This window comes from Mesorhizobium sp. BR1-1-4, from assembly GCF_020165375.1.
Classification (GTDB): Bacteria; Pseudomonadota; Alphaproteobacteria; order Rhizobiales; family Rhizobiaceae; genus Mesorhizobium; species Mesorhizobium australicum.
The window spans coordinates 388129-411141 of the sequence record NZ_JAIUIB010000003.1 but is presented as its reverse complement, the minus strand read 5'-3'; the positions used below and the strand labels follow the sequence as shown (position 1 = coordinate 411141).

At 62.3% G+C, this 23013-nt stretch carries 24 protein-coding genes; 13 read left to right on the top strand and 11 right to left on the bottom strand.

From position 1 onward, the window contains the following. Window positions 1-2: 2 nt before the first annotated feature. The 8 genes from LB571_RS08230 to LB571_RS08195 all read right to left on the bottom strand — a co-directional run bounded on the left by LB571_RS08230 (window position 3) and on the right by LB571_RS08195 (window position 8078). The gene (locus LB571_RS08230; protein ID WP_015319328.1) at window positions 3-1016 is read right to left on the bottom strand and encodes a type II secretion system F family protein; all 1014 of its coding nucleotides are present in this window, start codon (window positions 1014-1016) and stop codon (window positions 3-5) included. Window positions 1017-1045: 29 nt separating this feature from the next. Continuing rightward, a complete protein-coding gene (locus LB571_RS08225; RefSeq protein ID WP_015319329.1) occupies window positions 1046-2557 on the bottom strand; it encodes a CpaF family protein in 1512 nt (503 codons plus the stop codon). Between the two features lie 23 nt (window positions 2558-2580). Next, window positions 2581-3864: a CpaE family protein gene (locus LB571_RS08220; RefSeq protein WP_411961407.1), complete on the bottom strand. Its 1284-nt coding sequence runs from the start codon at window positions 3862-3864 to the stop codon at window positions 2581-2583. A gap of 53 nt (window positions 3865-3917) precedes the next feature. Beyond that, on the bottom strand, window positions 3918-4649 hold the full coding sequence (locus tag LB571_RS08215) for a CpaD family pilus assembly protein (RefSeq protein WP_224593592.1): 732 nt from the start codon (window positions 4647-4649) through the stop codon (window positions 3918-3920). Window positions 4650-4663: 14 nt separating this feature from the next. After that, a complete protein-coding gene (locus tag LB571_RS08210) occupies window positions 4664-6178 on the bottom strand; it encodes a type II and III secretion system protein family protein (RefSeq protein ID WP_140614761.1) in 1515 nt (504 codons plus the stop codon). Next, window positions 6175-6984: a Flp pilus assembly protein CpaB gene (cpaB, locus tag LB571_RS08205; RefSeq protein ID WP_140614762.1), complete on the bottom strand. Its 810-nt coding sequence runs from the start codon at window positions 6982-6984 to the stop codon at window positions 6175-6177. The genes LB571_RS08210 and cpaB overlap by 4 nt, the downstream gene beginning before the upstream one ends. Window positions 6985-7194: 210 nt before the next feature. Beyond that, window positions 7195-7713, bottom strand: coding sequence for a prepilin peptidase (locus LB571_RS08200; protein ID WP_015319334.1), 519 nt, complete (start codon window positions 7711-7713; stop codon window positions 7195-7197). A 188-nt stretch (window positions 7714-7901) separates the two neighbouring features. Continuing rightward, window positions 7902-8078, bottom strand: coding sequence for a Flp family type IVb pilin (locus LB571_RS08195; protein WP_140614764.1), 177 nt, complete (start codon window positions 8076-8078; stop codon window positions 7902-7904). 358 nt (window positions 8079-8436) lie between these two features. Between LB571_RS08195 and LB571_RS08190 the strand changes: the two genes are divergently transcribed. The 3 genes from LB571_RS08190 to LB571_RS08180 all read left to right on the top strand — a co-directional run bounded on the left by LB571_RS08190 (window position 8437) and on the right by LB571_RS08180 (window position 10258). Continuing rightward, entirely contained in the window at window positions 8437-8856 is a 420-nt protein-coding gene (locus tag LB571_RS08190) for a pilus assembly protein N-terminal domain-containing protein (RefSeq protein WP_140660658.1), read from the top strand. Between the two features lie 138 nt (window positions 8857-8994). After that, window positions 8995-9576: a TadE/TadG family type IV pilus assembly protein gene (locus LB571_RS08185; protein ID WP_224593589.1), complete on the top strand. Its 582-nt coding sequence runs from the start codon at window positions 8995-8997 to the stop codon at window positions 9574-9576. A gap of 40 nt (window positions 9577-9616) precedes the next feature. Next, complete coding sequence (locus tag LB571_RS08180) at window positions 9617-10258, top strand: TadE/TadG family type IV pilus assembly protein (RefSeq protein WP_224593879.1); 642 nt, start codon at window positions 9617-9619, stop codon at window positions 10256-10258. A 5-nt stretch (window positions 10259-10263) separates the two neighbouring features. Here LB571_RS08180 and LB571_RS08175 read toward each other — a convergent pair whose 3' ends face one another. Further along, the gene (locus LB571_RS08175) at window positions 10264-11184 is read right to left on the bottom strand and encodes a phosphate/phosphite/phosphonate ABC transporter substrate-binding protein (protein WP_224593587.1); all 921 of its coding nucleotides are present in this window, start codon (window positions 11182-11184) and stop codon (window positions 10264-10266) included. A gap of 135 nt (window positions 11185-11319) precedes the next feature. Here LB571_RS08175 and LB571_RS08170 point away from each other — a divergent pair, with 135 nt between their 5' ends. The 9 genes from LB571_RS08170 to LB571_RS08130 all read left to right on the top strand — a co-directional run bounded on the left by LB571_RS08170 (window position 11320) and on the right by LB571_RS08130 (window position 20892). Next, window positions 11320-12561 carry a phosphopentomutase gene (locus LB571_RS08170; protein ID WP_224593585.1) on the top strand — a complete coding sequence of 414 codons (1242 nt, stop codon included), beginning with the start codon at window positions 11320-11322 and terminating at the stop codon, window positions 12559-12561. After that, the gene (gene mutM / locus LB571_RS08165; RefSeq protein ID WP_224593582.1) at window positions 12554-13444 is read left to right on the top strand and encodes a bifunctional DNA-formamidopyrimidine glycosylase/DNA-(apurinic or apyrimidinic site) lyase; all 891 of its coding nucleotides are present in this window, start codon (window positions 12554-12556) and stop codon (window positions 13442-13444) included. The genes LB571_RS08170 and mutM overlap by 8 nt, the downstream gene beginning before the upstream one ends. Window positions 13445-13477: 33 nt before the next feature. After that, the gene (locus LB571_RS08160; protein ID WP_015319342.1) at window positions 13478-14251 is read left to right on the top strand and encodes an enoyl-CoA hydratase; all 774 of its coding nucleotides are present in this window, start codon (window positions 13478-13480) and stop codon (window positions 14249-14251) included. Window positions 14252-14430: 179 nt separating this feature from the next. Further along, window positions 14431-14697 carry a 30S ribosomal protein S20 gene (gene rpsT, locus LB571_RS08155; RefSeq protein WP_015319343.1) on the top strand — a complete coding sequence of 89 codons (267 nt, stop codon included), beginning with the start codon at window positions 14431-14433 and terminating at the stop codon, window positions 14695-14697. A gap of 854 nt (window positions 14698-15551) precedes the next feature. Next, a complete protein-coding gene (dnaA, locus tag LB571_RS08150; protein WP_015313987.1) occupies window positions 15552-17096 on the top strand; it encodes a chromosomal replication initiator protein DnaA in 1545 nt (514 codons plus the stop codon). Between the two features lie 199 nt (window positions 17097-17295). After that, a complete protein-coding gene (dnaN, locus tag LB571_RS08145) occupies window positions 17296-18414 on the top strand; it encodes a DNA polymerase III subunit beta (RefSeq protein ID WP_015313988.1) in 1119 nt (372 codons plus the stop codon). A 66-nt stretch (window positions 18415-18480) separates the two neighbouring features. Next, a complete protein-coding gene (recF, locus tag LB571_RS08140) occupies window positions 18481-19620 on the top strand; it encodes a DNA replication/repair protein RecF (protein WP_015313989.1) in 1140 nt (379 codons plus the stop codon). A 31-nt stretch (window positions 19621-19651) separates the two neighbouring features. After that, window positions 19652-20404, top strand: coding sequence for a molybdopterin-synthase adenylyltransferase MoeB (locus LB571_RS08135; protein ID WP_015313990.1), 753 nt, complete (start codon window positions 19652-19654; stop codon window positions 20402-20404). A 2-nt stretch (window positions 20405-20406) separates the two neighbouring features. Next, window positions 20407-20892, top strand: a complete 486-nt coding sequence (locus LB571_RS08130) for a GNAT family N-acetyltransferase (protein ID WP_181174098.1) — start codon at window positions 20407-20409, stop codon at window positions 20890-20892. A gap of 35 nt (window positions 20893-20927) precedes the next feature. On the opposite strand, the gene LB571_RS08125 is transcribed toward LB571_RS08130, so the two are convergent. Next, complete coding sequence (locus LB571_RS08125; RefSeq protein ID WP_140660652.1) at window positions 20928-21929, bottom strand: 2-hydroxyacid dehydrogenase; 1002 nt, start codon at window positions 21927-21929, stop codon at window positions 20928-20930. Between the two features lie 148 nt (window positions 21930-22077). Here LB571_RS08125 and LB571_RS08120 point away from each other — a divergent pair, with 148 nt between their 5' ends. Further along, a complete protein-coding gene (locus LB571_RS08120) occupies window positions 22078-22638 on the top strand; it encodes an SH3 domain-containing protein (protein WP_015313993.1) in 561 nt (186 codons plus the stop codon). Here the strand turns inward: LB571_RS08120 and LB571_RS08115 are convergent. Beyond that, window positions 22628-23008 carry a DUF4260 domain-containing protein gene (locus tag LB571_RS08115; RefSeq protein ID WP_140660651.1) on the bottom strand — a complete coding sequence of 127 codons (381 nt, stop codon included), beginning with the start codon at window positions 23006-23008 and terminating at the stop codon, window positions 22628-22630. The two genes, LB571_RS08120 and LB571_RS08115, sit on opposite strands and share 11 nt — an antisense overlap. Between the last annotated feature and the right edge of the window lie 5 nt (window positions 23009-23013).

Sequence of the window (23013 nt, the reverse complement as noted above, 5' to 3'; positions counted from 1 at the left end):
CCCTAGACTTCAAAATTCATCATCTTGCGCATCACGAAGATGCCGATCGACATCCAGATGCCGGAAACACCGAGGATCAGATGGCCGACGCTGGTCGTGAACAGCGGCATCAGGTAGTTGGGACTGGAGAGATAGACGAGAAAGGCAACGATGAAAGGCAAGGCGCCGATGATGGCGGCGGATGCTTTCGCCTCCATCGACAGGGCCGCGACCTTGGCCTTCATCTTCTTGCGGTCGCGCAAGACGCGCGAAAGATTGCCTAGCGCTTCGGAGAGATTGCCACCGGCTTGCGACTGGATCTGGATGACGATGCCGAAGAAGCTCGCCTCGGTGCATGGCATGGTTTCGGGCATGCGCAAGGTGGCGTCGGGGATCGACAGGCCCATCTGCTGCGAATCGACGATGCGGCGAAACTCGGTCTTGACCGGTTCAGGGGATTCGTTGGCGATCAGGCGTATGGCATCGTTCAGCGGCAGGCCGGACTTGACCGCCCGCACGATGACGTCGAGCGCGTTTGGAAATTCGTTGAGGAATGACTTGACGCGCCGGCTACGACGAAAAGAAACGAACCAACGCGGCAGGCCAAGCGCTCCGGCGAGCAGCACACCGGGCAAGACAATCATCGGCGCACCGGCCACGAACGCGACCACCGTCAGCGCGAGACCGCAGATGGCCGAATAGATATAGAAACGTTCGATCGACACCTTCATCCCAGCCTGGCGAAGCTGCGCTTTCAGCGGCGGCTTCTTGACGGCGATGTCCTTGGATTTCTGCTTTTCGTCGAGATCCTTCAGTGAATCCTGCACCGATTTGCGGCGCTTGGCGGCGTCGGCCGCCCGGTCGCGGGTGGCCTTGACGACGGAACGGTCCGTCTCGGCGGCCTTGATCGTTTCCAGCCGCCTGCCGGCCTGTTTCTCGTTGCTGATCTGGTTGAACAGAAATACATAGGCGACCGCGCCGGCGCTGAAGCCGGCGAGTACGACAAACGCCAGTACGGTGCCGTCAATTCCAAACATCGACCAGAACCTTCACGCCTGTGAGTGCGTCAGTCAGCACGTTTCTCCATGGCCTCGAGCGCTATTGCGAGGCGCTGCTCTTCGCCGTAGTAGCGCGCGCGTTCCCAGAAATGCGGGCGGCCGATGCCGGTCGAGACGTGTTCTCCCAGCAGCCTGCCGTTGGCGTCCTCGCCCTTGATGTTGTAGAGGACGATATCCTGGGTGATGACGACGTCGCCCTCCATCCCGATCACTTCGGTGATATGGGTGATGCGGCGCGATCCGTCGCGCAGGCGTGCCGCCTGGATGATGACGTCGATGGAGCCGACGACGATTTCGCGCACGGTTTTCTGCGGCAGCGAATAGCCGCCCATGGCGATCATGGATTCGATACGGTTCAGGCATTCGCGCGGGCTGTTGGAGTGGATCGTGCCCATCGAGCCGTCATGGCCCGTGTTCATCGCCTGAAGAAGGTCGAAGACCTCGGGTCCGCGCACTTCGCCGACGATGATGCGTTCAGGCCGCATGCGCAGGCAATTCTTGACCAGGTCGCGCATCGTCACCTCGCCCTCGCCCTCGAGATTGGGTGGACGCGTTTCCAGGCGCACGACATGCGGCTGCTGCAGCTGCAGTTCGGCCGAGTCCTCACAGGTGATGACGCGCTCGTCGCGGTCGATGTAGTTGGTCAGGCAGTTGAGCAATGTCGTCTTGCCGGAGCCGGTGCCGCCCGAGATGACGATGTTGCAGCGGACACGGCCGATGATCTTGAGAACTTCGGCCCCTTGCGGAGAGATGGCGCCGAACTTGACCAGCTGATCGAGCGTCAGCTTGTCCTTCTTGAATTTGCGGATGGTGAGCGCGGTGCCATCGATAGCCAACGGCGGCGCAATGACGTTGACGCGCGACCCGTCGGGAAGACGAGCGTCGCAGATCGGGCTGGATTCGTCGACGCGGCGGCCGACCTGGCTGACGATGCGCTGGCAGATATTGAGAAGCTGCTGGTTATCGCGAAACCGAATGCCGGTCTGCTCGACCTTGCCGTTCACTTCGATGTAGACGTTCTTGGACCCGTTGACCATGATGTCGGCGATGTCGTCGCGCGCCAGCAACGGCTCGAGCGGCCCATAGCCAAGCACATCATTGCAGATGTCCTCGAGCAGTTCTTCCTGCTCGGCGATCGACATCGCGAAGTTCTTGATCGCGATGATGTCGTTGACGATGTCGCGGATTTCCTCGCGCGCGCTTTCGGGATCGAGCTTGGCGAGTTGCGACAGGTCGATCGTATCGATGAGAGCCGAGAACACCTGGCTCTTGGTGTCATAGTAGGTTTCGCTCTTTTCGCGGCCCCTCCTCGGTTCGGGCGCCATGGGTGGCGCTTCGACCGCGCGCCTGGCCGGCGGCGCGACCGGTGCGCTCGGCTGAGGCGTGGCCGCGGGCCGGGCAAGCACCGCGGTGTCGGCCGGACCCGCGGCGGCCGGCGCAATCGTAGCCGGTGCCGATGCCGGCTGGCGGAATTCCGGCGTGAACCGGTTGCCGTCGTCGTTGCCTCTTTTACCGAACATGACCGACTACCGACCCCATTGCGTCACTTCTTGTTGCGCGAGAGCTTGCCGAGCAGACTGCCCAGGCCAGCTTTCTTCTTCGCCCGGATTTCGCTACGGCCCGTCAGCACATGGGCAATCTCGTTGATCGTGGCCACAACCGGGTTCTTGGCATCCATCTCGCCCAGCATGCGCCCGTTGTTTGCGGCGTTGCCGAACAGCAGGGGATCAAAGCCGATGACCGACATTGGTGTCAGGCCGAGCGGTTCGGCGAAATCGGATGCCGAGATCTCGGGCCGCTTGGGCACGCCGGTCTGGTTGATGATCAATTTCGGCGGCGGGTCGTTCGGACGAAGCCGCTTCAACATGTCGACCAGGTTCTTGGTGTTGCGCAGATTGGCCAGTTCCGGAGTTGCCGTGATCACGATCTCGTCAGCCTTGACCAGCGTGTTCTTGGCCCATCCCGTCCAGACATGAGGAACATCGAGCACAAGCAGCGGCACGCTGCGCTGCGCGGTATCGACAAGTTGCGCGAAGGCATCGGGATCGAAGTCGTAGACGCGTTCCAGCGTCGAGGGCGCCGCAAGCAGCGACAGGTGCTCGGCGCATTGGGTCAACAGCCGGTCGAGATAAACTTCGTCGATGCGCTCGGGCGAGAACACCGCCTCGGCGATGCCCTGGGCCGGATCCTGGTCGAAATTGATGTTGGCGGTGCCGAAGGCGAGATCGAGGTCGGCGACAACGACCTCGGATTTGAACAGCGAGGACATTGCCCAGGCGACGTTGTGGGCGATCGTGGAAGAGCCGACGCCACCCTTGGCGCCGACGAAGGCGACCGTTCGGCCGAGTGGTTCGGCATCCGGATCGACGAAGATCGACGACACGACGCTGACGATGTCGGCCATCGACACCGGCGCGATGACATATTCGGAGATGCCGGAACGGATGAGTTCGCGATACAGGCCGACATCATTGTAGTGACCGATCACCACCACTTTCGAGGATGGATCGCAGTATTCTGAAAGCTGGGCGAGCTGCTCCAGCAATTGCTTGGGTTCGCTGCGCGATTCCAGCAGGATCAGGTTGGGGGTCGGCGCCGACTGGTAGAATTCGATTGCGGTGGCGATGCCGCCCATATGGACCTTGAGATGCGCCTTGGTCATGCGACGGTCCTCGCCGGCGCGCTGGACCGGATTGGCAACGCCCTCGGTCTCGCAGAATGCCTGGATCGAAATGCGCGGAACCGGCCGCAACGCCTGCATCGCGGCGACGTCCTGCGGCGAGGTATCGCCGCCCTCGACGGTGGCGTCATAGGCAAGGCTGCTCATGGTCATGCTCTTTCCGTGGCCTGTTCCTGGCGTCGCTTCTTTCCGAAGGCGGCTTAGTAAGTCACTTCCGAGTTGCCGAGGAATTCATCCGAAATGCCCCTGTCTTGGTAGACACCGATGGCTTTGCTGCGATTTGCCGCATCAATGGTGGTAGACTTGCGCGGCCCGAGAAGGTCGGCCGGATTGGCCATCTGGGCGGCCAGATTGTTCTGATAGGAGCAGCCGAAATCGGCGTAGTGCTTGTTTTCCGACGTTTCCACCAGGTCATCGGGCCAACGTCCGCATTTGTCGGTCTGTGCCCTCACCGCGATATAGGAGACGCGAACCGGGGCTGATGCCTCGCTCGATCCAGCCTGATAGGAGACCACGACGATCCGGTTGCGCTTGATACCGGCGGCGGCCGCGAGCCGGGCGAAATCACGGCCGGCCGCCGTGGCGGCAAGCTCGTTGGCGGATCCGCTTGGAATCTGGATCGTCAATGTCGGAGCGGCAGACTTGTCGTAGCCGTCGAGGAACCCCAGAAGCGTGTCGCGCTGCGCGCCGGTCATGCCACGGTCGCCGGCGCCGACGGGAAGATCGATCTTCTGGTTCTTCTCCGCGATGACGATCGGATGATTGGTGCGATAGTCGTCGGGGATGGCGCCGACGGTAATGCTGTCGCGGTGGGCGCAACCGGCCAGGAGAGCCGTCAACGCTGCCGCGAGGATCGGAAGGACCCGCAGGCCCGTTCGAGAACGGCCGGAGCGCATCGCCATGGTCTTTGCCTTCAATACTGACTGAGACATGTCCGCTTTCCCGTTCACTTGTAGATGAAGCCGACAACGCCATGATAGCGGCCGTTGGGCCTGTCGGTCTGCATGGTGCCGTAGACGCGATTGACACGCCCAAGGAACATGCCGGCCCCGTCGCTTGGAGGGTTGAAATTGTCGTCCGGCTTGGCGAGTTCATTGCGCGCCACCGGCTTCACCAGATAGGGCGTAATGATGATGACGAGCTCGGTCTCGTTGCGCACGAAATCCCTGCTGCGGAAGAGCGCGCCGAGCACCGGGATCTTTGTCAGTCCAGGCAAGCCGTTGACGGCTTGCCTGACATCGTCGCGAACAAGGCCGGCGATCATCATGGAGCCGCCGGAGGGCAGTTCCACCGTCGTATCGGCAAGACGCTTGCGCAGAGACAGGACATTCGTGCCGGGACTTGTCACACCCGAGGACAGCGAAACGGACCCTTCGGTGGTCGGCTCGGAAACCGACGTTCTGACCTTCAGGCTGATGCGACCGGGAGACAGCACCACCGGCTGGAACTCCAGGCCGATGCCATATTCGATCTTGTCGATGGTATAGTTCTTCAGGCCAGTCTGGTTGTCGGTCGACACGTTCGCCGTGACGCCGCTCACCATGTTGTATTCACCGCCGACCTTGAAGGTTGCCTTCTCGCCGGATACGGCAGTCAAGGTGGGCTCGGCCAAGGTCTTCATGACCCCGGACTGCTCCATGGCATTGACATAGGCTTGCAGCCCCGAGGCGCCTATATTGAACCCCGAATTCGACAGCTGCTTACCGAGTCCGGTGAAATTGTCGCTAATCGCTCCATAGCTGATGCCGTTGCTGCCGCCACTGCCGACCATATTGACGCCGAGCTGCTTCATCACGGAACGGCTGACTTCGGCCACCGTCACCTTCAGCGTGACCTGATCATCTCCGATGATCTGCAGCAGATTGACGATCTGGCTGACGCGGCGCTCCTGGTCCGGATTGTTGATGTCGACACCGCTCTGGGCCGAGCCGCCAGCGGCGGTCTGCGAATATTGTCCCGTCGTCGCTTCACCGCCGGACACAAACATATTTGCCAGCTGTTCGGCACGCTTGGCATCCAAGGGGGTATCCACGGTGCCGGTCAGAACCACGTTGTCGTTGAGCAGTTCCACTTTGACGGCCGAGGTCGGAAGGAAGCGCTTGATATAGTCTTCCAGGCCGGCGACGTCGCGCTCGATGGCCAGGTCCAGGCTGGCGATCTGTTCGCCGTTCGGTCCAAAGACGAAGATGTTGGTTTCGCCGACCGACTTGCCAAAGAGATAGATACGCCTTGCGGTACGAGTCACGGCGTCGGCAACGGAGGGATTGGCGACAAGAATGTCATAGGCATCGCTCGGCAGGTCGATGACCACCGACTTGTTGAGGCCAAGCTTGACGCGCTGGGTGGCTGTCGTGGCCGACACCTGCGTGCTCTTCGCCTCGACGCCCTGCACATTCGCTCCGACGAGCAGCAGGCCGAATGCCATGGCTACGATTGCCGGCAGTTTAGCGCTTAGCCTCATTTCCTTGCCCCTACCTCGGAGACTTCGCCCGACTTGATCAGCCTCACCGTTCCCCTGCGACCATTGCCGGAAACGAGATAGTCGGCCTCGTCCACATTCTTTTCCTGGGTGTCCGTGATCGCCCGCAGCGCCAGCGTCAGGCGATCCGCCATCTGCTGGGCAACGGTGATGATCTCCGCCTGTTTGGGTGTCAGCTCCAGCGTGGCGGTCTGGCCTACCCTGGTCTTCTTGCCTTCCTCGTCTTCCTGGATGGTCTGATCGATTGCCAGGACGCGGATATTCTTCAGGATGGTCTCGGTGCTGAAGCCGGCCCCGGTGTTGGCATCGGCCCTGCGGGTCATGATGACGTCGACGAAATCGTTTGGAAGAATGAAGCCGCCGGCCGAGGTGTCGGCCGATATGGTCGTGGCGACCGCCCGCATGCCGGAAGGCAGGATGGACGACATGAAGCTTTGCCCCTCGCCGATCAGCTTGGAGCGCCGCACGGGCTCGCCCGCATACATCGGCACACGGGCAATCGACCCTTTCAGCTTCTCCAGGGCATCGGGAGCGGTGGCCTTGGTGATGAAATTCGCGTTGATGCCGTCAGCGGGCCAGGATTGCCAGGCGATGCTGTTCTGGAGCGCGTTGCCCATCGCGACATCACCCGAAAGCACGAGCACATCCTGCAGGGATACCGCCGGGGCCTGGGGGCCAGAATCGACGACGATCTGAGGCGGCGGAGCGACCATGTTTTTTGCGACATAGCCAGCACCGCCCGCCGCGGCCACCGCCACGCTCAGAATAATCAATCGGGATGCTGGCATCTGTCCGAACCCTCGCCCTTGGCAAACCACCTAGCCAAGCCGGACTTTGCAGCGGCAATCGTCAAAACAAGGTTAATGCAATGCTTACGATCGTGATTAATTTAAGGTTTACATAAATTGGATGGATCGCGCCGAGATGCGTGGAAATGCTGGGCCGCCGCTCCGCAAGACGGCTTGCAAGGCATGCCAGCCGACGAAAAATTGATGAATTCAGTTCGCCAGCCTTGCCAGCGCCCATACCATCATGGGGGAATCGGGGAAGGTCAGCAGTCCGCCCAGGCCGAGCGCGATCCCATAGGGAACACCGGCCGACTCTTCGGCGAAATGACGCAGGAATGGATTGCGGCCGGTGAAAACCGCCAGCGTCGACTTCCGGTAAAGCAGGATGGCGATTGTCAGAAGGCCGCCGATGAATGTCGAGACGACAAGATATTCGACGAGATGCACGTTGAGCCCCATCCACACGGCCGTGGCGGCCAGCAGTTTGGCGTCGCCGCCGCCCATGCCACCCAAGGCGAACAGGCCGAACGTCACGGCAAGGACGATGGCGCCGGCGGCGAAATGTCCGCCATAGGCTGCCCAGTCCATGCCCGTCAGCGGCGCCACCAGCGCGAAGACGACGACAAGCAGCACCGGCACGCGATTGGCGATCGTCATCGACAGCATGTCGGAGATCGCGGCGAACAGCATGCAGAACGGGAAGACGACGAAGATCAGGGCTTCAAGCATCGGCGCTTATGCCTATTGTGCGGATTTCCAGGATACTCAATCTAGGTCGGTTCGATTAACGATTGATGAGGTCCGCATGAAAAGACGGTCGTTGTCGGCAGCACTCTGGACCGGTCACAGAGAAACAGGGGCCGCAATGTGGCGACCCCTGTCCAGAATGCAATCCAGGTGATCAGCAAATAAGCAGATCAGCTGCCGCTGCTGTTCAGCGTTGTACCGATGGTCGTGAACTTGGCGTTGATGGCATTGCCGAGCGCGCCTGCGCCGGTGATGATGGCGAGCGCGATGAGAGCGGCGATCAGACCATATTCGATGGCGGTCGCGCCGGATTCGTCCTTCACGAAACGTGCGATGAGATTAGACATTCGAGAGCTCCTACTCCACGTGTTACAGCACTTCCGTCAACTTCTGTGATGGTTGATCGGATGCTGCAAATCTAGGGAGAAGCTCTTTCGATCGGCTTAATAAACAGCCTTACCGATTCCTTTCCCGGCTAGAACATGTTGCGTGGTTAACTCCACACTAAGCGCTGGCTAATGTTCTGTTTTGCAGGTCGACGCCGCAAACGGCAAGGGCTTGGGCAGGCTTGCGACGCCTGCACGAGTCCGATGGTGCGCTCGGCCATGCCGACCGCCATATCCGGGCGCAACAAGTCAACTTAACCGTTGCTTCACCAATCTCGTTCATGTTCTGTTGAACAGTCCGCTTGCGTGGAGCGCCGTGATGGCCGTGCCGAGATCCTCAATTCTGATTGCCGTGCTTCTTGCCGCCAGCTTGACCGCGCCCGCCAGGGCCGGCGCCGGGATCGAGGTCACCATGAACCAGGCCAAGATCGTGAAATTGTCGCGCCCCGCCGATACGATCGTCGTGGGCAACCCGGCAATCGCCGACGCCTCCGTCCAGGATGCCTCGACGATCGTGCTCACCGGCAAGGGTTTCGGTGTCACCAATCTCGTCGTTCTCGACCCAGAGGGCAGCCCGATCGTCGACGCACAGGTTACCGTGGTCCGCCAGGCGGCCTCGTCGGTTCGCATTTACCGGCGCGCGGAGGTCCAGACCATGTCGTGCACGCCCTATTGCGAAAGCTCCTACAAGAGCGACGCGGAGAAATCGTCCGAAGCCGAGATGAGCGTCAGCAAATAAGCCATGCGGGCCGTGCCAGCGCCCAGGTTACTGCCTGGTTAAAGCGCCTGCGCCGAGTTTAACGATCATTCAAACCGGACCTCAATTGGTTTGCACTAATACACCTGTCAGCACCGTCCAGGATGGCAGGAACATCGCATGAGCAAGGAAATCGGCTCGACAGATCAACGCAAGATCGAGCGCGCCAGGCCTTTCCAGCGCTTCGTGCGCGACCGGCGCGGCGCCACGGCGCTGGAGTTCGCGCTGCTTGCGATGCCGTTCGCGCTTCTCGTCTTCGCCATCCTCGAAAGCTGCGTCTCGTTTGCCAGCCAGGAGGTGATGGCCAACATTACAGACGATGTCGCGCGCCGGCTGCGCACCGGCCAGTTGAGGGCCGCTGACGTCGCCGGAGACAATTTGAAGAACATGATCTGCGGCAAGCTGGAAATCATCGTTTCGCAGGATTGCCCCAATCAGTTGAGCGTCGATCTTCGCCAGTACACGGCTTTCGCCGACGCGGCCCAGGCCGGCTTCAGGATTCAGGGCGGTAACATCCAGCTGACGAATAGCGGCGCCGATGTGCCCTTTACCGTCACGGCGGGTGCGGCGGAGTCAAGGAACATGCTGCGGGTTTTCTACAAATGGCCCATCATGACCAACCTGATGGCGCAGTCGATGGGCGGCAACAAAACGCTGCATTTCGCTTCGGTGACCTGGCAGAACGAGCCGTTCGACAATTGAGACAATCACCGAAGCAACAACAAGAAAAAAGGCAGTGAATATGATGCGTGCGGGGGCACATCAGGGAATTGCTGGGCTCTGGGGCAAATCAATGCTCTGGGGCAAATCAATCCGGTTCTGGTCCAATCGTCGTGGCGTCGCGGCGGTCGAGTTCGCGCTTATCGCGCCTATCCTGCTGGTCATGTATTTCATGACCATGGAGGCTTCGCAGGCCATCGAGACGAGCAAGAAGGTCAGCCGTGTCGGCAGCATGGTCGCCGATCTCGTCACACAACAGCCGACCATCGCCAAAGTGGACCTCGATGCCATCATGAAGATCGGCACCTTGACCCTTCAACCCTATAACCGCTCCGTGCCGGACATCACCATCACGGCCATACAGGTCACCACCGATGCCACGCCGCAGGTCCTGGTGGTGTGGTCGCGCAAGGTGGTCAACGGTGTGAACGGCGTCGGAGCCACCGCCGGCACCGCCACCACGGTTCCGGCAAGCCTCAGGGTCCCCGGAACCTTCCTCGTCCGCGTCGACAGCACCCTGGCCTATAAGCCGATCATCAGCTGGACGACCGACAGCCAACAGAAGCTCGGGTTTGTCGAGACGCTCGCCAAAGGCATGACGATGAGCGAAACCTATTATCTGCGTCCCCGCAGAAGCGTCACGATCCCTTGCAGCGATTGCTGAAGGACTTATTGCCGCCCATCGACCGATACCATCCGCACGATGGCCTCCGCCGCCGCATAGTCCTTGGGAGCCACGGGCATGAAGCCGCCAGCATGCTTCGGCTCCAGAAGGTCGTAGACATCCGGCGTCGTCGATTTGAGGTTGGTGAGGAACACGGTCAGCCGACGCTTGGCTTCCGGATCGAGGTCACCGCGCACCGCATGGGGACCGTATCTCAGCAGACCCGACGTCCACACGACCTGAAGGGCCGAGGCCGAAAGGCCCGACGATTCGAGCCGTGCCTGCGTGCCCCCAGGCAGTCGCGGCTGACCATCGGCCGCTGCCTTCACCCAGCCGAACATGGCGTCGGCCTCGCCGTCGACGAGCATGGTTTCAGCCGCCGACGCCGACGGGGCATGGACAACGAATGGTGCGTCTTCGGCGATCCTGACATGTTCGGCGGCCAAGCCCGCCAGCGGCAAAAGCGAACCGCCGACGCTGTCCGGCGGCGGCATGGCGATCCGGCGGGTCTCCATGTCAGCCAGGCCGGGCAATTCGCCGTCCCTGGTCAGCAGTACCGAGCGGATGCCGGCCGCACCGTCTGAATCGACCGGAGCCACGAGCGGCTCGATGCATTCGCAGCGTTGCAGCGCCGTGGCGTAGGCGGTCGCCGAATAGATGGCGTATTCGATCCGCGCATTGGCCTGTGCCTCGATCAGTGCCGCGTAATCGCGGGCAACGACGAATTCCACCTTCATGCCGAGCGCATTGGTAAAGGCTTGCGTCAGCACGGCCAGCCCCGGAACGGTATTGCCGGCGCCGGGTTCGGCGACGATACCGATGCGAAATGTGCCGATATCGTCGCGCCAGTCTGCCCACGCCGGTCCACAACAGAACGCACCGTTCACAGCCATGAGGGCAGTCCATGTCTTGAGCGCAGCCTTCATGACAGGACCGCCTTGCCTCTTGTTTCGTCCATGGGCGCCCAACTGGTCGCGACACCTGATCTTTGCGCCTTCCGAATTGCCAAGGCCGCCATGGAACCCTATGTCTTGAGGTCCACACTGGCAACAAATGACCCGATGGCGCGTGCATTCCTCTTTGTCCTGGATTCCTTCGGCATCGGCGGCGCGGCCGACGCAGAACGCTATGGCGACGCCGGTGCAAACACGCTGGCGCACATCGCCGAAGCTTGCGCGGAAGGGCGCGCCGATCGCGACGGGCTTCGTCAGGGACCACTGTTCGTCCCCCACATGGCATCGCTGGGACTTGGCAAGGCGGCCGAGACGGCGACAGGACTGGGTTTTGCTCATTTCGGGACGGACCTGCTCGCCAATGCCTTCCATGGCGCGGCGCAGGAGATTTCGAGCGGCAAGGACACGCCTTCCGGCCACTGGGAGATCGCAGGCCTGCCAGTACGCTTCGACTGGGGTTATTTCCCGGATACGGTTCCCGCCTTTCCGGCCGACCTGACCGAGGCGATCATCCGCGAGGGCAAGGTTTCAGGCATCCTCGGCAATTGCCATGCGCCAGGCACCGAGATCATCGAGCGGTTCGGCGAGGAACACATCCGCACGGGCAAGCCGATCTGCTACACATCGGTCGATTCCGTCCTGCAGATCGCCGCGCATCAGGTCCATTTCGGCCTGGAGCGGCTTTATGAATTGTGCCAGGTGGTTCGCCGGCTGGTTGACCCGCTGAGGATCGGACGGGTAATCGCGCGCCCCTTCGTCGGCGAGACATCAGCCACCTTCGAGCGAACCTACAACCGCCAGGACTACGCCGTGCCGCCACCCGAAGCGACATTGCTCGACCGGCTGACGGCGCGCGGCAGCCGCGTCATCGCCGTTGGCAAGATCGGCGACATCTTCGCCCATCGCGGGATTTCGCAGGTGCGCAAGGCGGCGGGCAACATGGCCATGTTCGACCAGGCGCTGGGCGCCATGGACGAGGCCGGCGACGGTGACCTCGTGTTCGCCAATTTCGTCGATTTCGACACCGAATTCGGCCATCGCCGCGACGTCGCCGGTTATGCCGCCGCACTCGAGGCCTTCGATCGGCGTCTGCCGGAGGCGTTTGCGAAGCTGAAGCAGGGCGACCTTCTCATCCTGACCGCCGACCACGGCAACGATCCGACCTGGCGCGGCACCGATCATACGCGCGAACGCATTCCGGTCATCGGCACTGGACCCGGCCTCAAAGGCGGCGACATAGGGCTGAGGGCGACATTCGCCGATATCGGCGAGACGGTTGCCGAACATCTGCGGCTGGCGCGCGGCCGTAACGGCACGTCCTTCCACGCCACGATTGGCGGCCATGCCTGAATTGCCCGAAGTCGAAACGGTCCGGCGCGGCCTGCAGCCGGTCCTGGAAGGTGCCCATCTGGCCAAGGTCGAGATGAGACGACCCGATCTGCGCTTCCCCTTTCCCGAACGGTTCTCGGAGCGGCTGACAGGCAGGACGGTCACGGCGCTTGGCCGGCGCGCCAAATATCTGACCATGCATATGCAGGGCGGTCCGGTTCTGATCTGCCACCTCGGCATGTCGGGCTCCTTTCGCATCGAGACCGGCGACGACGACGAGACACCGGGCGTGTTCCATCATGAGCGTTCGAAGAGCGCGGCGCACGATCATGTCGTGTTCCATGTCGTTTCCGCGGCCGGCGCGCGCTCCCGGGTGATCTTCAACGACCCGCGCCGCTTCGGTTTCATGCTGTTTGCGGAAGAGCCGCCGGAGACGCATCCGATGCTGGGCGGACTGGGTGTCGAGCCCACCGGCAATGCGCTGGACGGCGTTCTGCTTGCCTCGCTGCTGAAAGGCCGCAGAGCGCCGCTCAAGGCAGCGCTTCTCGACCAGAGGCTGATCGCCGGCTTAGGCAATATATACGTCTCGGAGGCCCTCTGGCGCGCAGGGCTGTCACCCCTGCGCGAGGCAGGCACCATCGCCAAGCCAGGCAAGAAGGCCAGGGAACAAAGCGAAGGCCTCGCCGAGGCAATCCGTTCGGTCGTCGCGGACGCCATCGCGGCCGGCGGGTCTTCACTGCGCGACTATGTGCGCACCGATGGGTCGCTGGGTTATTTCCAGCATTCCTTCGCCGTGTACGACCGCGAGGGTGAGCCTTGCCCCAAGCCCGGCTGCAGCGGCCATGTCCAACGTATCGTGCAGAGCGGACGCTCGACCTTCTATTGCCGGACCTGTCAGAGGTAAGCTAGACCGCCGTCGAGCAAGGAGAAGCAGCCCATGGACTATGAGACGATCATCACCGAGACGCGTGGCAAGGTCGGGCTGATCACGCTGAACCGGCCAAAAGCGCTCAATGCGTTGAATTCCCGGATCCTTGCTGAACTCGTCTCGGCCGTGAACGGTTTCTGCGCCGATCCTGGCATCGGCGCCGTGGTTGTTACCGGTTCCGACAAGGCCTTTGCCGCCGGTGCCGACATCAAGGAAATGCAGGCGATCTCCTACGCGGATGCCTACAGCCAGGACTTCTTCGTTGGCTGGGAAGAGTTCACGCGGGCACGAAAGCCGATCATCGCGGCGGTGGCCGGCTATGCCCTGGGAGGCGGCTGCGAACTCGCCATGATGTGCGACTTCATCATTGCCGCCGATACGGCCAAATTCGGCCAGCCCGAGATCACGCTCGGTGTCATTCCCGGCATGGGCGGGTCGCAACGCCTGACCCGGTTCGTCGGCAAATCGAAAGCAATGGACATGTGCCTGACGGGACGAATGATGGATGCCGCCGAGGCCGAACGTTCGGGCCTGGTGTCGCGGGTCGTTCCGGCCGCCGAGCTGGTCGAAGAGGCCGTCAAGGCGGCGGCCAAAATCGCGGATTTCTCGCTGCCATCGGTGATGATGGCCAAGGAAGCGGTGAACCGGGCCTATGAGACGACGCTTGCCGAGGGATTGCGCTTCGAACGCCGCCTGTTCCACTCGCTTTTCGCGCTCGAAGACCAGAAGGAAGGGATGGCGGCGTTCGCCGAAAAGCGGAAGCCGAATTTCACCAACCGGTAGGGCGTGGCGGGCCAGCGTCCGAAACCCGTGGCATCGGCAAAAAGAACGCCCGTCGGCGTTGACGCGCCGGAAAAGCTGAACTATAAGCCGCACCAACCGAGGCGGCCCCGTGGCTGCCCGTTTGTTTTTTGCGCCCTGCGGCACGCCGCGTGCGCCGACCAGATCAGAAGAGAGGCATCATGGCCAACACATCCTCGGCCAAAAAGGCAACGCGCAAGATCGCCCGCCGCGCAGCGATCAACAAGAACCGCCGCTCGCGCGTCCGCACCTACGTGCGCCAGGTCGAAGAGGCACTCGCCTCCGGCGACAAGGCCGCCGCACAGGCCGCCTTCAAGGCAGCCGAGCCGGAATTGATGCGCGCCGCAACCAAGGGCGTGATGCACAAGAACACAGCGTCCCGCAAGGTGTCGCGCCTCGCCCAGCGCCTCAAGGTGCTGTCGGCCTGACATCGCCTTTTCAGGACGATCTTCTTCGAACCCGGCCGATCGCGCCGGGTTTTTTCGTTTGCCGGCAAGTACTTAAAAAGAATAGCCGCAGACAGCCCCAAGTGCAGATTCCCGAGTGCGAAATGATTTGCCGGCACATACATGCCCGCTGATGACCGGCACGCTTGAAAAGCGCCGACTGAAAAGACTACGCTCCGCACAAATAGCTATTTTTTTTCAAGCGGTTAGCGACAGTCATCCACAGCTTGTCCACAACGCGCCGAAGAGACGGGAGGACAACTGGCTGTCAAGTGAATTATTTCAGAAAATTTCGCGCCGGCCCGGCTTTTTCATATTCGTCGGAAAAGGGTTTGAATCCCAATGGCTTTGTCAAAATATGCCGCTGCGGCATGGCGCTCCAACCTGCCCGAGGTAACCAGATTCCTTAAAAATCCGTTAGACGTGGCCTTGCCCTATCCACAGCGATTTCGGTAATGTCGATCTATCGAACGGGACGGGCCTCTGGCCCTAACCCAGCCTTACGCGGCCAGCTTAAATTGGCGGGATTTGCGACGTGGATCAAGTCCGCGAACGGGTATGGTTTGCTCTTTTTCGATACGGTAGGGGACTGGCGTAACTAGACATGGCAGGTAGGACGGCGCGCCGGCGCTCTTTCGCCGGACGGTGTTGTATTGCCCTGACATACCCAACGCGGACTGGCTTCCATGGGCCGGCACCGGTTCCCGTCGGATAGTGGGCGACGTTCATTGCCGGCGGCGGCAATGGGCATCGTAGCGAAGACACGGTCGCCGGAAAAGGATGCAGGAGGCGCATCCCCAGCGAAAAACAGGTACAGAAAGGCAAGGAACTCGATCATGCAGAGCGGCATCGAAAGGGAGCTTACGGGCGACCTCCCATTTCCTGGAACTTTGATCGGAGCAAACGAGATGGCGGTCTCCAGCGACGCGGAACAGAAGTTCGACCGGGTCAAGGCCCAGTTGAAGGCGCGCCTGGGAACCGAAGTCTATTCCAGCTGGTTTGGGCGCATGAAGGTCGCGGAAGCGTCCAAGGGCATTGTCCGCATCTCCGTGCCCACCGCATTCCTGCGCTCGTGGATCAACGGCCACTATCATGATCTCATTTCAGAGCTGTGGAAGCACGAGGATCCCGAGCTTCTCAAGATCGAAATCGTCGTGCGCACCGCAACCCGTCAGGGGCGCGGCCAGCCCGAACCGGAATTGGCGCCGGCCCGCAAGATGACGCGGCAGACGCAGACGGCGCTGGCCGCCGGCACCGTCAGTCCAAGTAGGGTGGAGCGGTCTCCGATGCCGCGTCCGGGCGTGCCGGTCGAGAGCGAGTTCCGCCACAATGTCCTGGGATCACCGCTTGATCCGCGTTACACGTTCGGCTCCTTCATCGAGGGACCGTCGAACCGCGTTGCCTTCGCCGCCGCCAAGGCCGTGGCGGAATCGCAGTCGAGCGCGGTACGCTTCAACCCGCTTTTCCTGCATGCCACCGTCGGGCTCGGCAAGACGCACCTGCTGCAGGCCATCGCGGCGGAATCGCTGAAGCAGAACCCGAAGTCACGCGTCGTCTACCTCACCGCGGAGTATTTCATGTGGCGCTTCGCCACGGCGATCCGCGACAACAACGCACTGACGCTCAAGGAGCAGTTGCGCGACATCGATCTCTTAATCATCGATGACATGCAATTCCTGCAGGGCAAATCGATCCAGCATGAATTCTGTCATCTGATCAACATGCTGCTCGACAGCGCCAAGCAGGTCGTCGTTGCCGCCGACCGGCCACCGTCGGAGCTGGAATCGCTCGAACCGCGGGTCCGTTCGCGTCTCAATGGCGGCGTCGCGCTCGAAATGTCGGCGCCCGATTTCGCCATGCGGCTCGGCATGCTCAAACTGCGTCTGGCCACGGCCAGGATCGACGATGCATCGCTGGGCATTTCCGAAGAGATCCTCAACCACGTTGCCCGCACCGTGACCGGCAGCGGACGTGAACTGGAGGGCGCCTTCAACCAGCTCCTGTTTCGCCAGTCGTTCGAGCCGCAGATCACCATCGACCGCATCGACGAGATCCTCGGCCACATCTATCGCACGGGCGAGCCGAAGCGGGTCCGCATCGAGGACATTCAGCGCATCGTGGCGCGTCACTACAACGTCTCGAAGACGGAATTGCTGTCCAATCGGCGCACGCGCACCATCGTCAAGCCGCGACAGGTCGCCATGTATCTGTCGAAGGTGATGACGCCGCGCTCGCTGCCGGAAATCGGACGGCGCTTCGGTGGTCGCGATCACACGACGGTGCTGCACGCCGTGCGCAAGATCGAGGACCTTTCCGGCAATGACAACACGCTGGCGCAGGAACTGGAATTGCTGAGAAGGCTGATCAACGACCAGGCCTGACCGGCCAGAAGCGCCCGCTTGCGGGGTTGGCCAGCTTTATCCCCAGAAAGCCCGCGCAACCGGCCCGAACCGGTGGCGCGGGCTTGCGTTCACTGGTTTTTTCCTGTCAGTTTGCGTAGATTCTGAAGCCTGTTCAGAGCTTTCGCGGGGCGCCGGCAGCCGGAGACCCGTTCATTCATTCAAGCGAGCCTGTTTCGTCATGCGTGTTATCCTGGAACGGTCAAATCTCCTGAAGTCGCTCAACCACGTGCACCGCGTGGTCGAACGGCGCAACACCATACCGATCCTGTCGAACGTGCTTCTCAGCGCGGACGGCGCCAGCCTCGAAATGAAGGCCACCGACCTCGACCTAGAGGTGACGGAAGCGACGCCCGCCAAGGTCGAGCGCGGCGGCGCGACGACGGTCCCCGCGCACCTGCTCTATGACATCGTGCGCAAGCTCTCCGACGGCGCCGAGGTAATGCTGAAGACGGATGAGGACGGCAACGCCATGACGGTGACGTCGGGCCGCTCGAGCTTCCGCCTGCAGTGCCTGCCGCAATCCGATTTTCCCGAGCTTTCGGCCGGATCCTTCTCGCACATCTTCCGCCTCGATGCGGTGGCGCTGAAGGGCCTGATCGAGAAGACGCAGTTCGCCATCTCCACCGAGGAGACACGCTACTATCTCAACGGCATCTACCTGCACACGCATGAAGTCGGCGGCAAGCTGAAGCTGCGCTCGGTGGCAACCGACGGCCATCGGCTGGCGCGCGCCGAGATTGACGCGCCGGCCGGCTCCGAGGGCATGCCGGGCATCATCATTCCGCGCAAAACAGTGAGCGAGTTGCAGAAACTGGTCGACGATCCGGATGTCGCCGTGACCACCGAACTGTCCGACACCAAAATCCGCTTCACCATCGGCAGCGTCGTCCTCACCTCGAAGCTGATCGACGGCACCTTCCCGGACTATCAGCGAGTCATTCCGACCGGCAACGACAAGAAGCTGATCCTCGACCGCCAAAGCTTCGCCGCAGCGGTCGACCGGGTCTCGACCATCTCTTCCGAACGCGGCCGCGCGGTGAAGCTCTCGATCAGCGAAGGCCAGGTGACGCTTGCGGTCAACAATCCGGATTCAGGCAGCGCCACGGAAGAACTGGCGGCCGACTATTCGGCCGACCCGATCGAGATCGGCTTCAACGCCAAATACCTGCTCGATGTCGCCGCGCAATTGACCGGCACGGAGGCCAAATTCATGTTGGCCGATGCCGGTTCGCCGACGCTGATCCACGACATGGCCGATGAGACCGCGCTTTACGTGCTGATGCCGATGCGGGTATAGCCGGCGCGGCGTCGCTGGCGATACGACTAGGCCTTGGTTGCGGCGACTTCTACAGGCGGATAGCGGTTGCCGGCACAAACCCACATAAGTAAGCTCACGCTTACCAATTTTCGCAACTATGCGACCCTTGCGATAGATGTCGCGCCGGGCGCCGTGGTCTTTTCCGGCGACAATGGTGCCGGTAAGACCAATCTCCTCGAAGCGATCTCCTTTTTGACACCGGGACGCGGCTTGCGCCGCGCAGCCTACGGGGATGTGGCCCGTGAGGGTGGCGATGGCGGTTTTGCCCTGCATGCACGGCTCGACGGACCTGAAGGCGAGGTCGAGATCGGTACAGGCATTTCCGGGGGCGACACCGCGGAAAGCGGCAGGCGGGTGCGTATAAATGGAGCCGCGGCGCGGGCCGAGGACATGCTGGAATGGCTGCGGGTCGTGTGGCTGACGCCGGCGATGGATTCGCTGTTCACCGGGCCGGCCGCGGATCGCCGGCGCTTTCTCGACCGGCTGGTGCTAGCGATCGATCCCGGCCATGGCCAGCGCGCACTCGATTACGAGAAGGCGATGCGAGGCCGTAACCGCTTGCTGACGGAAGGCTCGCGGGATGCCAGCTGGTTCGAGGCGATAGAGACGCAGATGGCCGAGACCGGCGTGGCGATAGCGGCCGCGCGCGCCGAGTTGGTGCGCCTGCTGGTGGCCATGATCGACAGGCTGCCCGACACCGGACCGTTTCCGCGGGCCGATATCGGCCTTTCGGGTGAATTGGAGGCCGAGATTGCCGGTGCGCCGGCGGTCGATGTCGAGGAGCGGTTCCGACGGGCGCTTGCCGATGGCCGCGACCGCGACCGCGCCGCCGGACGTACCCTCGAGGGCCCGCACCGCTCGGACCTCATGGTCCGGCACCGGCCCAAGGCAATGCCGGCCGAACTCTGCTCGACCGGCGAACAGAAGGCGTTGCTGGTCGGCATCGTGCTGTCGCATGCCCGGCTGACCGGCGAAATGTCCGGCCTGACGCCGATCCTGCTGCTCGACGAGATCGCGGCGCACCTCGATGGCGGCCGGCGCGCGGCACTGTTCTCGATCCTGGAAGACCTGAACTGCCAGGCTTTCATGACGGGTACCGATGCGGCGCTGTTTTCCAGCCTGCATGGCCGCGCTCAGTTCCTGACGGTCGACCATGGCACGGTTGGGCCAACCGAAGACCCCTGACAATATTTTTCGGCCGCTATATGGTCCTGACATGACTACCGCCCTCACCGCCGACGAGATCGAACGCTATGCCCGCCACATCGTGCTGCCCGAGGTCGGCGGCGCTGGCCAGCAGAAGCTCAAGCAGGCGCGGGTGCTGGTGATCGGCGCTGGCGGGCTCGGGGCGCCGGTGCTTGAATATCTCGCCGCGGCCGGTGTCGGCACGCTCGGCATTGTCGACGACGACACTGTTTCGCTCTCCAACCTACAACGGCAGGTCATTCACGGCACCGATACGGTCGGCATGCTGAAAACCCAGAGCGCCGGCGCTGCGATCGCCCGCATCAATCCCAACATATCGGTCGAAACGCACACATTCCGGCTCACCGCGGAAAACGCCCCTGCCCTCGTCGCCAAGTACGATATCGTCGTCGACGGGTCCGACAATTTCGAGACGCGTTATGTGGTTGCCGATGCATGCGCCAGCGAAGGGAAGCCGCTGGTGCATGCGGCCGTCGGACGTTTCGATGGCTCGGTCACCGTGTTGAAGCCTTTCGAGGACGGCAGGGACGGCAAGCCGAACCCGAGCTATCGGGATCTGTTTCCCGAAGCCCCGCCGCCGGGCCTGGTGCCGTCCTGTGCGGAGGCCGGAGTGCTCGGCGCGCTGACCGGCGTCGTCGGCACCCTGCAGGCAATGGAGGCGATCAAACTGGTCACCGGCATAGGCGAGCCGCTGATCGGCCGGCTGCTGCTTTACGATGCGCTCGCCGCCCGCTTCGAGACCATCCGCTACAAAAGACGCTGATCTTGGAACAACCCCCTGTTTCGATCACGCAAATCCCCGCCGATTTCGGCCGCTGGGGTGATGTGCTTGCCCTGATCATGCATGCCTTCGCCTTCATGGACGGCATCATCGACCCGCCGTCGTCGGCTCACCTGCTCACGGTCGAAGCACTGCGCGCCAAAGCCTTGCGGGAGACAGGCTTTCTGGCGCTCGACGGCGACAGGATCGTGGGCTGCGTTTTTGCTCTCGAAAAGGCCGAGGGTCTTTATGTCGGCAAGCTCGCCGTCGCCCCGGACCGGCAGGGGCAAGGCATTGGCCGGCGGCTGATGCAAGCGGCCGAAGATCTGGCCCGCAGCCGCGGCAAGGCCGACATCGAACTGGAGACGAGGATCGAACTGGCCGCAAATCATGCCGCCTTTGCCCGGCTCGGCTTTCGCGAAACCGAACGGACGGCGCATGAGGGCTATGACAGGCCGACGTCCATCACCATGCGCAAGACCATTTCGTAAGCTTCGGTTTATGAGAGCCGGCGCCTGGAAGGTTTTCAGGTCCTGAGCGGCAGCACGCGGTCCGGCGGGCGATGGCCATCGACGAAGGCGCGGATATTGATGATGACCTTCTCGCCCATGTCGATGCGGCCCTCGAGCGTGGCCGAGCCCATATGCGGCAGAAGCACGACCTTGTTCCTGGCGGCCAGCTTCAAGAGCTTGCCGTTCAGGGCCGGTTCGTGCTCGTAAACGTCCAGGCCGGCGCCGGCGATCTTGCCGTCCTGGATCAGCTTGACCAGCGCTTCTTCGTCGATGATGTCGCCGCGGGCAGTGTTGACGATATAGGCGGTGGGCTGCAGCAACGCGAGCCGCCGCGCCGACAGAAGATGAAAGGTAGCGGGTGTCGAGGGACAATTCACCGAGATGATGTCCATGCGGGCCAGCATCTGGTCGAGGCTTTCCCAATAGGTCGCCTCCAGCCCATCCTCGACCGCCGGCAGCACACGATGCCGGTTGTGATAGTGAATGGACAGGCCGAAAGCCTTGGCTCGCCTGGCAACGGCGGTGCCGATGCGGCCCATGCCGACAATGCCGAGCCGCTTACCCCAGATGCGCCGGCCAAGCATCCAGGTCGGCGACCAGCCGGCCCATTTCTTGTCGCCCGTGAGCACACTGGCGCCTTCCGCCAGCCGGCGCGGCACCGCCAGCATTAACGCCATGGTCATGTCGGCGGTATCTTCGGTGAGCACGTTGGGCGTGTTGGTGACGGTGATGCCCCTCTTGGCCGCCGCCGCCACGTCGATCTTGTCGACGCCGTTGCCGAAATTGGCGATCAGCTTGAGATTGTCGCCGGCCTGGGCAATCAGTGCGGCGTCGATCTGGTCGGTCACGGTCGGCACCAGCACGTCGGCTTCCTTGACCGCGGCGACCAGTTCCGGCTGCGTCATCGGCCTGTCCTCGACGTTCAGCCTTGCGTCGAACAGCTCGCGCATGCGGGTCTCGACCGGGTCGGGCAGCTTTCGCGTGATGACCACGAGAGGCTTCTTTTTGCCTACCATTGTTTCCCTCGTTGAGACCTCTTTAACCAAGACAGGCGAAACTGAAAGCCGGTCGCGGTAGCCGATTTACCCATGTAACAAGCGGTGCCGCCGAAGACAAAGAAAAAGGGGTGCCGCAGCCATCGGGCCGGTGCCGAAAGGAACGAAAGTGTCTGGTTTCGCGTCGCTTCGCCTGGCCCTCAGCGCAGCATTTCTCGGCGCTCTTCTCTATTCTCCGCTTGCCGGCGCGCAAAGCGCGGCCGCTCCCGCCCAGAGCGCCATCACGCTCGGACCGAGCGGCCTGCCGCTGCCGCGATTCGTCAGCCTGAAATCCGGCCGCGTCAACTCGCGTGTCGGCCCCGGCGCCAACTATTCGGTCGACTGGATGTATATGAAGGCTGGCCTGCCCATGGAAATCATCCAGGAATTCGATACGTGGCGGCGCGTGCGCGACGCCGACGGCTCGGAAGGATGGATCAACCAGTCGCTGCTTTCGGGCCGACGTACCGCAATCGTCGCTCCCTGGCAGCGCGGCAAGGGCGGCCAGATCAACCTTCTCAAGAGCCCCGAAAAGGATGCCAGAGTGGTGGCGATCGTAGAACCCGGCGTCATGGGCACGATCAAAGCCTGCGACGGCCAGTGGTGCGAGATGACGTTCGACGGCCACACCGGCTGGCTTGCCCAGTCGGTCGTCTGGGGCGCTTATCCGGGCGAGCGGGTCAAGGACTGAACGTTTCGCTTTTGCGCCCGATACGGCCGAGATGGGTATCCTGAAATCCTGTTGACAGCTTCAAGCCGTAGCCCAGCGCGCGGTCGATCGCGATATGCGCGATCCAGATCAGTGCGACGGCGTTGCCGACCGCACTGCCGGCGAGGTGCCCGGCAAGCAACACAAGCACCGGTACGATCAGAATGTGCAAGGCGTTGTAGGCAATGGCGCCGACGCGTGGGCCGCCGAGATAACCCAGCATCGACAGGTCCGGCGCCAGGATGAGCAACGCGAAGAGCCACCAGGAAACGCCTGTCGCGCCATAGAAGACGATCGCGGCAGCCGCCGCGACGGCCCATTCGAGCCGGACTATCCAATCGAGGAATTTCATCCCAG

Excerpts from the sequence above, each read along its gene's own strand:
- LB571_RS08200 (WP_015319334.1), bottom strand. The coding sequence starts at position 7,713 with ATGCTTGAAGCCCTGATCTTCGTCGTCTTCCCGTTCTGCATGCTGTTC.
- LB571_RS08195 (WP_140614764.1), bottom strand. The coding sequence starts at position 8,078 with ATGTCTAATCTCATCGCACGTTTCGTGAAGGACGAATCCGGCGCGACC.
- LB571_RS08160 (WP_015319342.1), top strand. The coding sequence starts at position 13,478 with ATGGACTATGAGACGATCATCACCGAGACGCGTGGCAAGGTCGGGCTG.
- rpsT (WP_015319343.1), top strand. The coding sequence starts at position 14,431 with ATGGCCAACACATCCTCGGCCAAAAAGGCAACGCGCAAGATCGCCCGC.
- LB571_RS08210 (WP_140614761.1), bottom strand. The coding sequence starts at position 6,178 with ATGAGGCTAAGCGCTAAACTGCCGGCAATCGTAGCCATGGCATTCGGC.
- LB571_RS08180 (WP_224593879.1), top strand. The coding sequence starts at position 9,617 with ATGATGCGTGCGGGGGCACATCAGGGAATTGCTGGGCTCTGGGGCAAA.
- LB571_RS08170 (WP_224593585.1), top strand. The coding sequence starts at position 11,320 with ATGGCGCGTGCATTCCTCTTTGTCCTGGATTCCTTCGGCATCGGCGGC.
- LB571_RS08175 (WP_224593587.1), bottom strand. The coding sequence starts at position 11,184 with ATGAAGGCTGCGCTCAAGACATGGACTGCCCTCATGGCTGTGAACGGT.
- LB571_RS08225 (WP_015319329.1), bottom strand. The coding sequence starts at position 2,557 with ATGTTCGGTAAAAGAGGCAACGACGACGGCAACCGGTTCACGCCGGAA.
- dnaA (WP_015313987.1), top strand. The coding sequence starts at position 15,552 with ATGCAGAGCGGCATCGAAAGGGAGCTTACGGGCGACCTCCCATTTCCT.
- LB571_RS08185 (WP_224593589.1), top strand. The coding sequence starts at position 8,995 with ATGAGCAAGGAAATCGGCTCGACAGATCAACGCAAGATCGAGCGCGCC.
- LB571_RS08190 (WP_140660658.1), top strand. The coding sequence starts at position 8,437 with ATGGCCGTGCCGAGATCCTCAATTCTGATTGCCGTGCTTCTTGCCGCC.
- mutM (WP_224593582.1), top strand. The coding sequence starts at position 12,554 with ATGCCTGAATTGCCCGAAGTCGAAACGGTCCGGCGCGGCCTGCAGCCG.
- LB571_RS08125 (WP_140660652.1), bottom strand. The coding sequence starts at position 21,929 with ATGGTAGGCAAAAAGAAGCCTCTCGTGGTCATCACGCGAAAGCTGCCC.
- LB571_RS08230 (WP_015319328.1), bottom strand. The coding sequence starts at position 1,016 with ATGTTTGGAATTGACGGCACCGTACTGGCGTTTGTCGTACTCGCCGGC.
- dnaN (WP_015313988.1), top strand. The coding sequence starts at position 17,296 with ATGCGTGTTATCCTGGAACGGTCAAATCTCCTGAAGTCGCTCAACCAC.
- LB571_RS08220 (WP_411961407.1), bottom strand. The coding sequence starts at position 3,864 with ATGAGCAGCCTTGCCTATGACGCCACCGTCGAGGGCGGCGATACCTCG.
- LB571_RS08135 (WP_015313990.1), top strand. The coding sequence starts at position 19,652 with ATGACTACCGCCCTCACCGCCGACGAGATCGAACGCTATGCCCGCCAC.
- LB571_RS08215 (WP_224593592.1), bottom strand. The coding sequence starts at position 4,649 with ATGTCTCAGTCAGTATTGAAGGCAAAGACCATGGCGATGCGCTCCGGC.
- cpaB (WP_140614762.1), bottom strand. The coding sequence starts at position 6,984 with ATGCCAGCATCCCGATTGATTATTCTGAGCGTGGCGGTGGCCGCGGCG.
- LB571_RS08115 (WP_140660651.1), bottom strand. The coding sequence starts at position 23,008 with ATGAAATTCCTCGATTGGATAGTCCGGCTCGAATGGGCCGTCGCGGCG.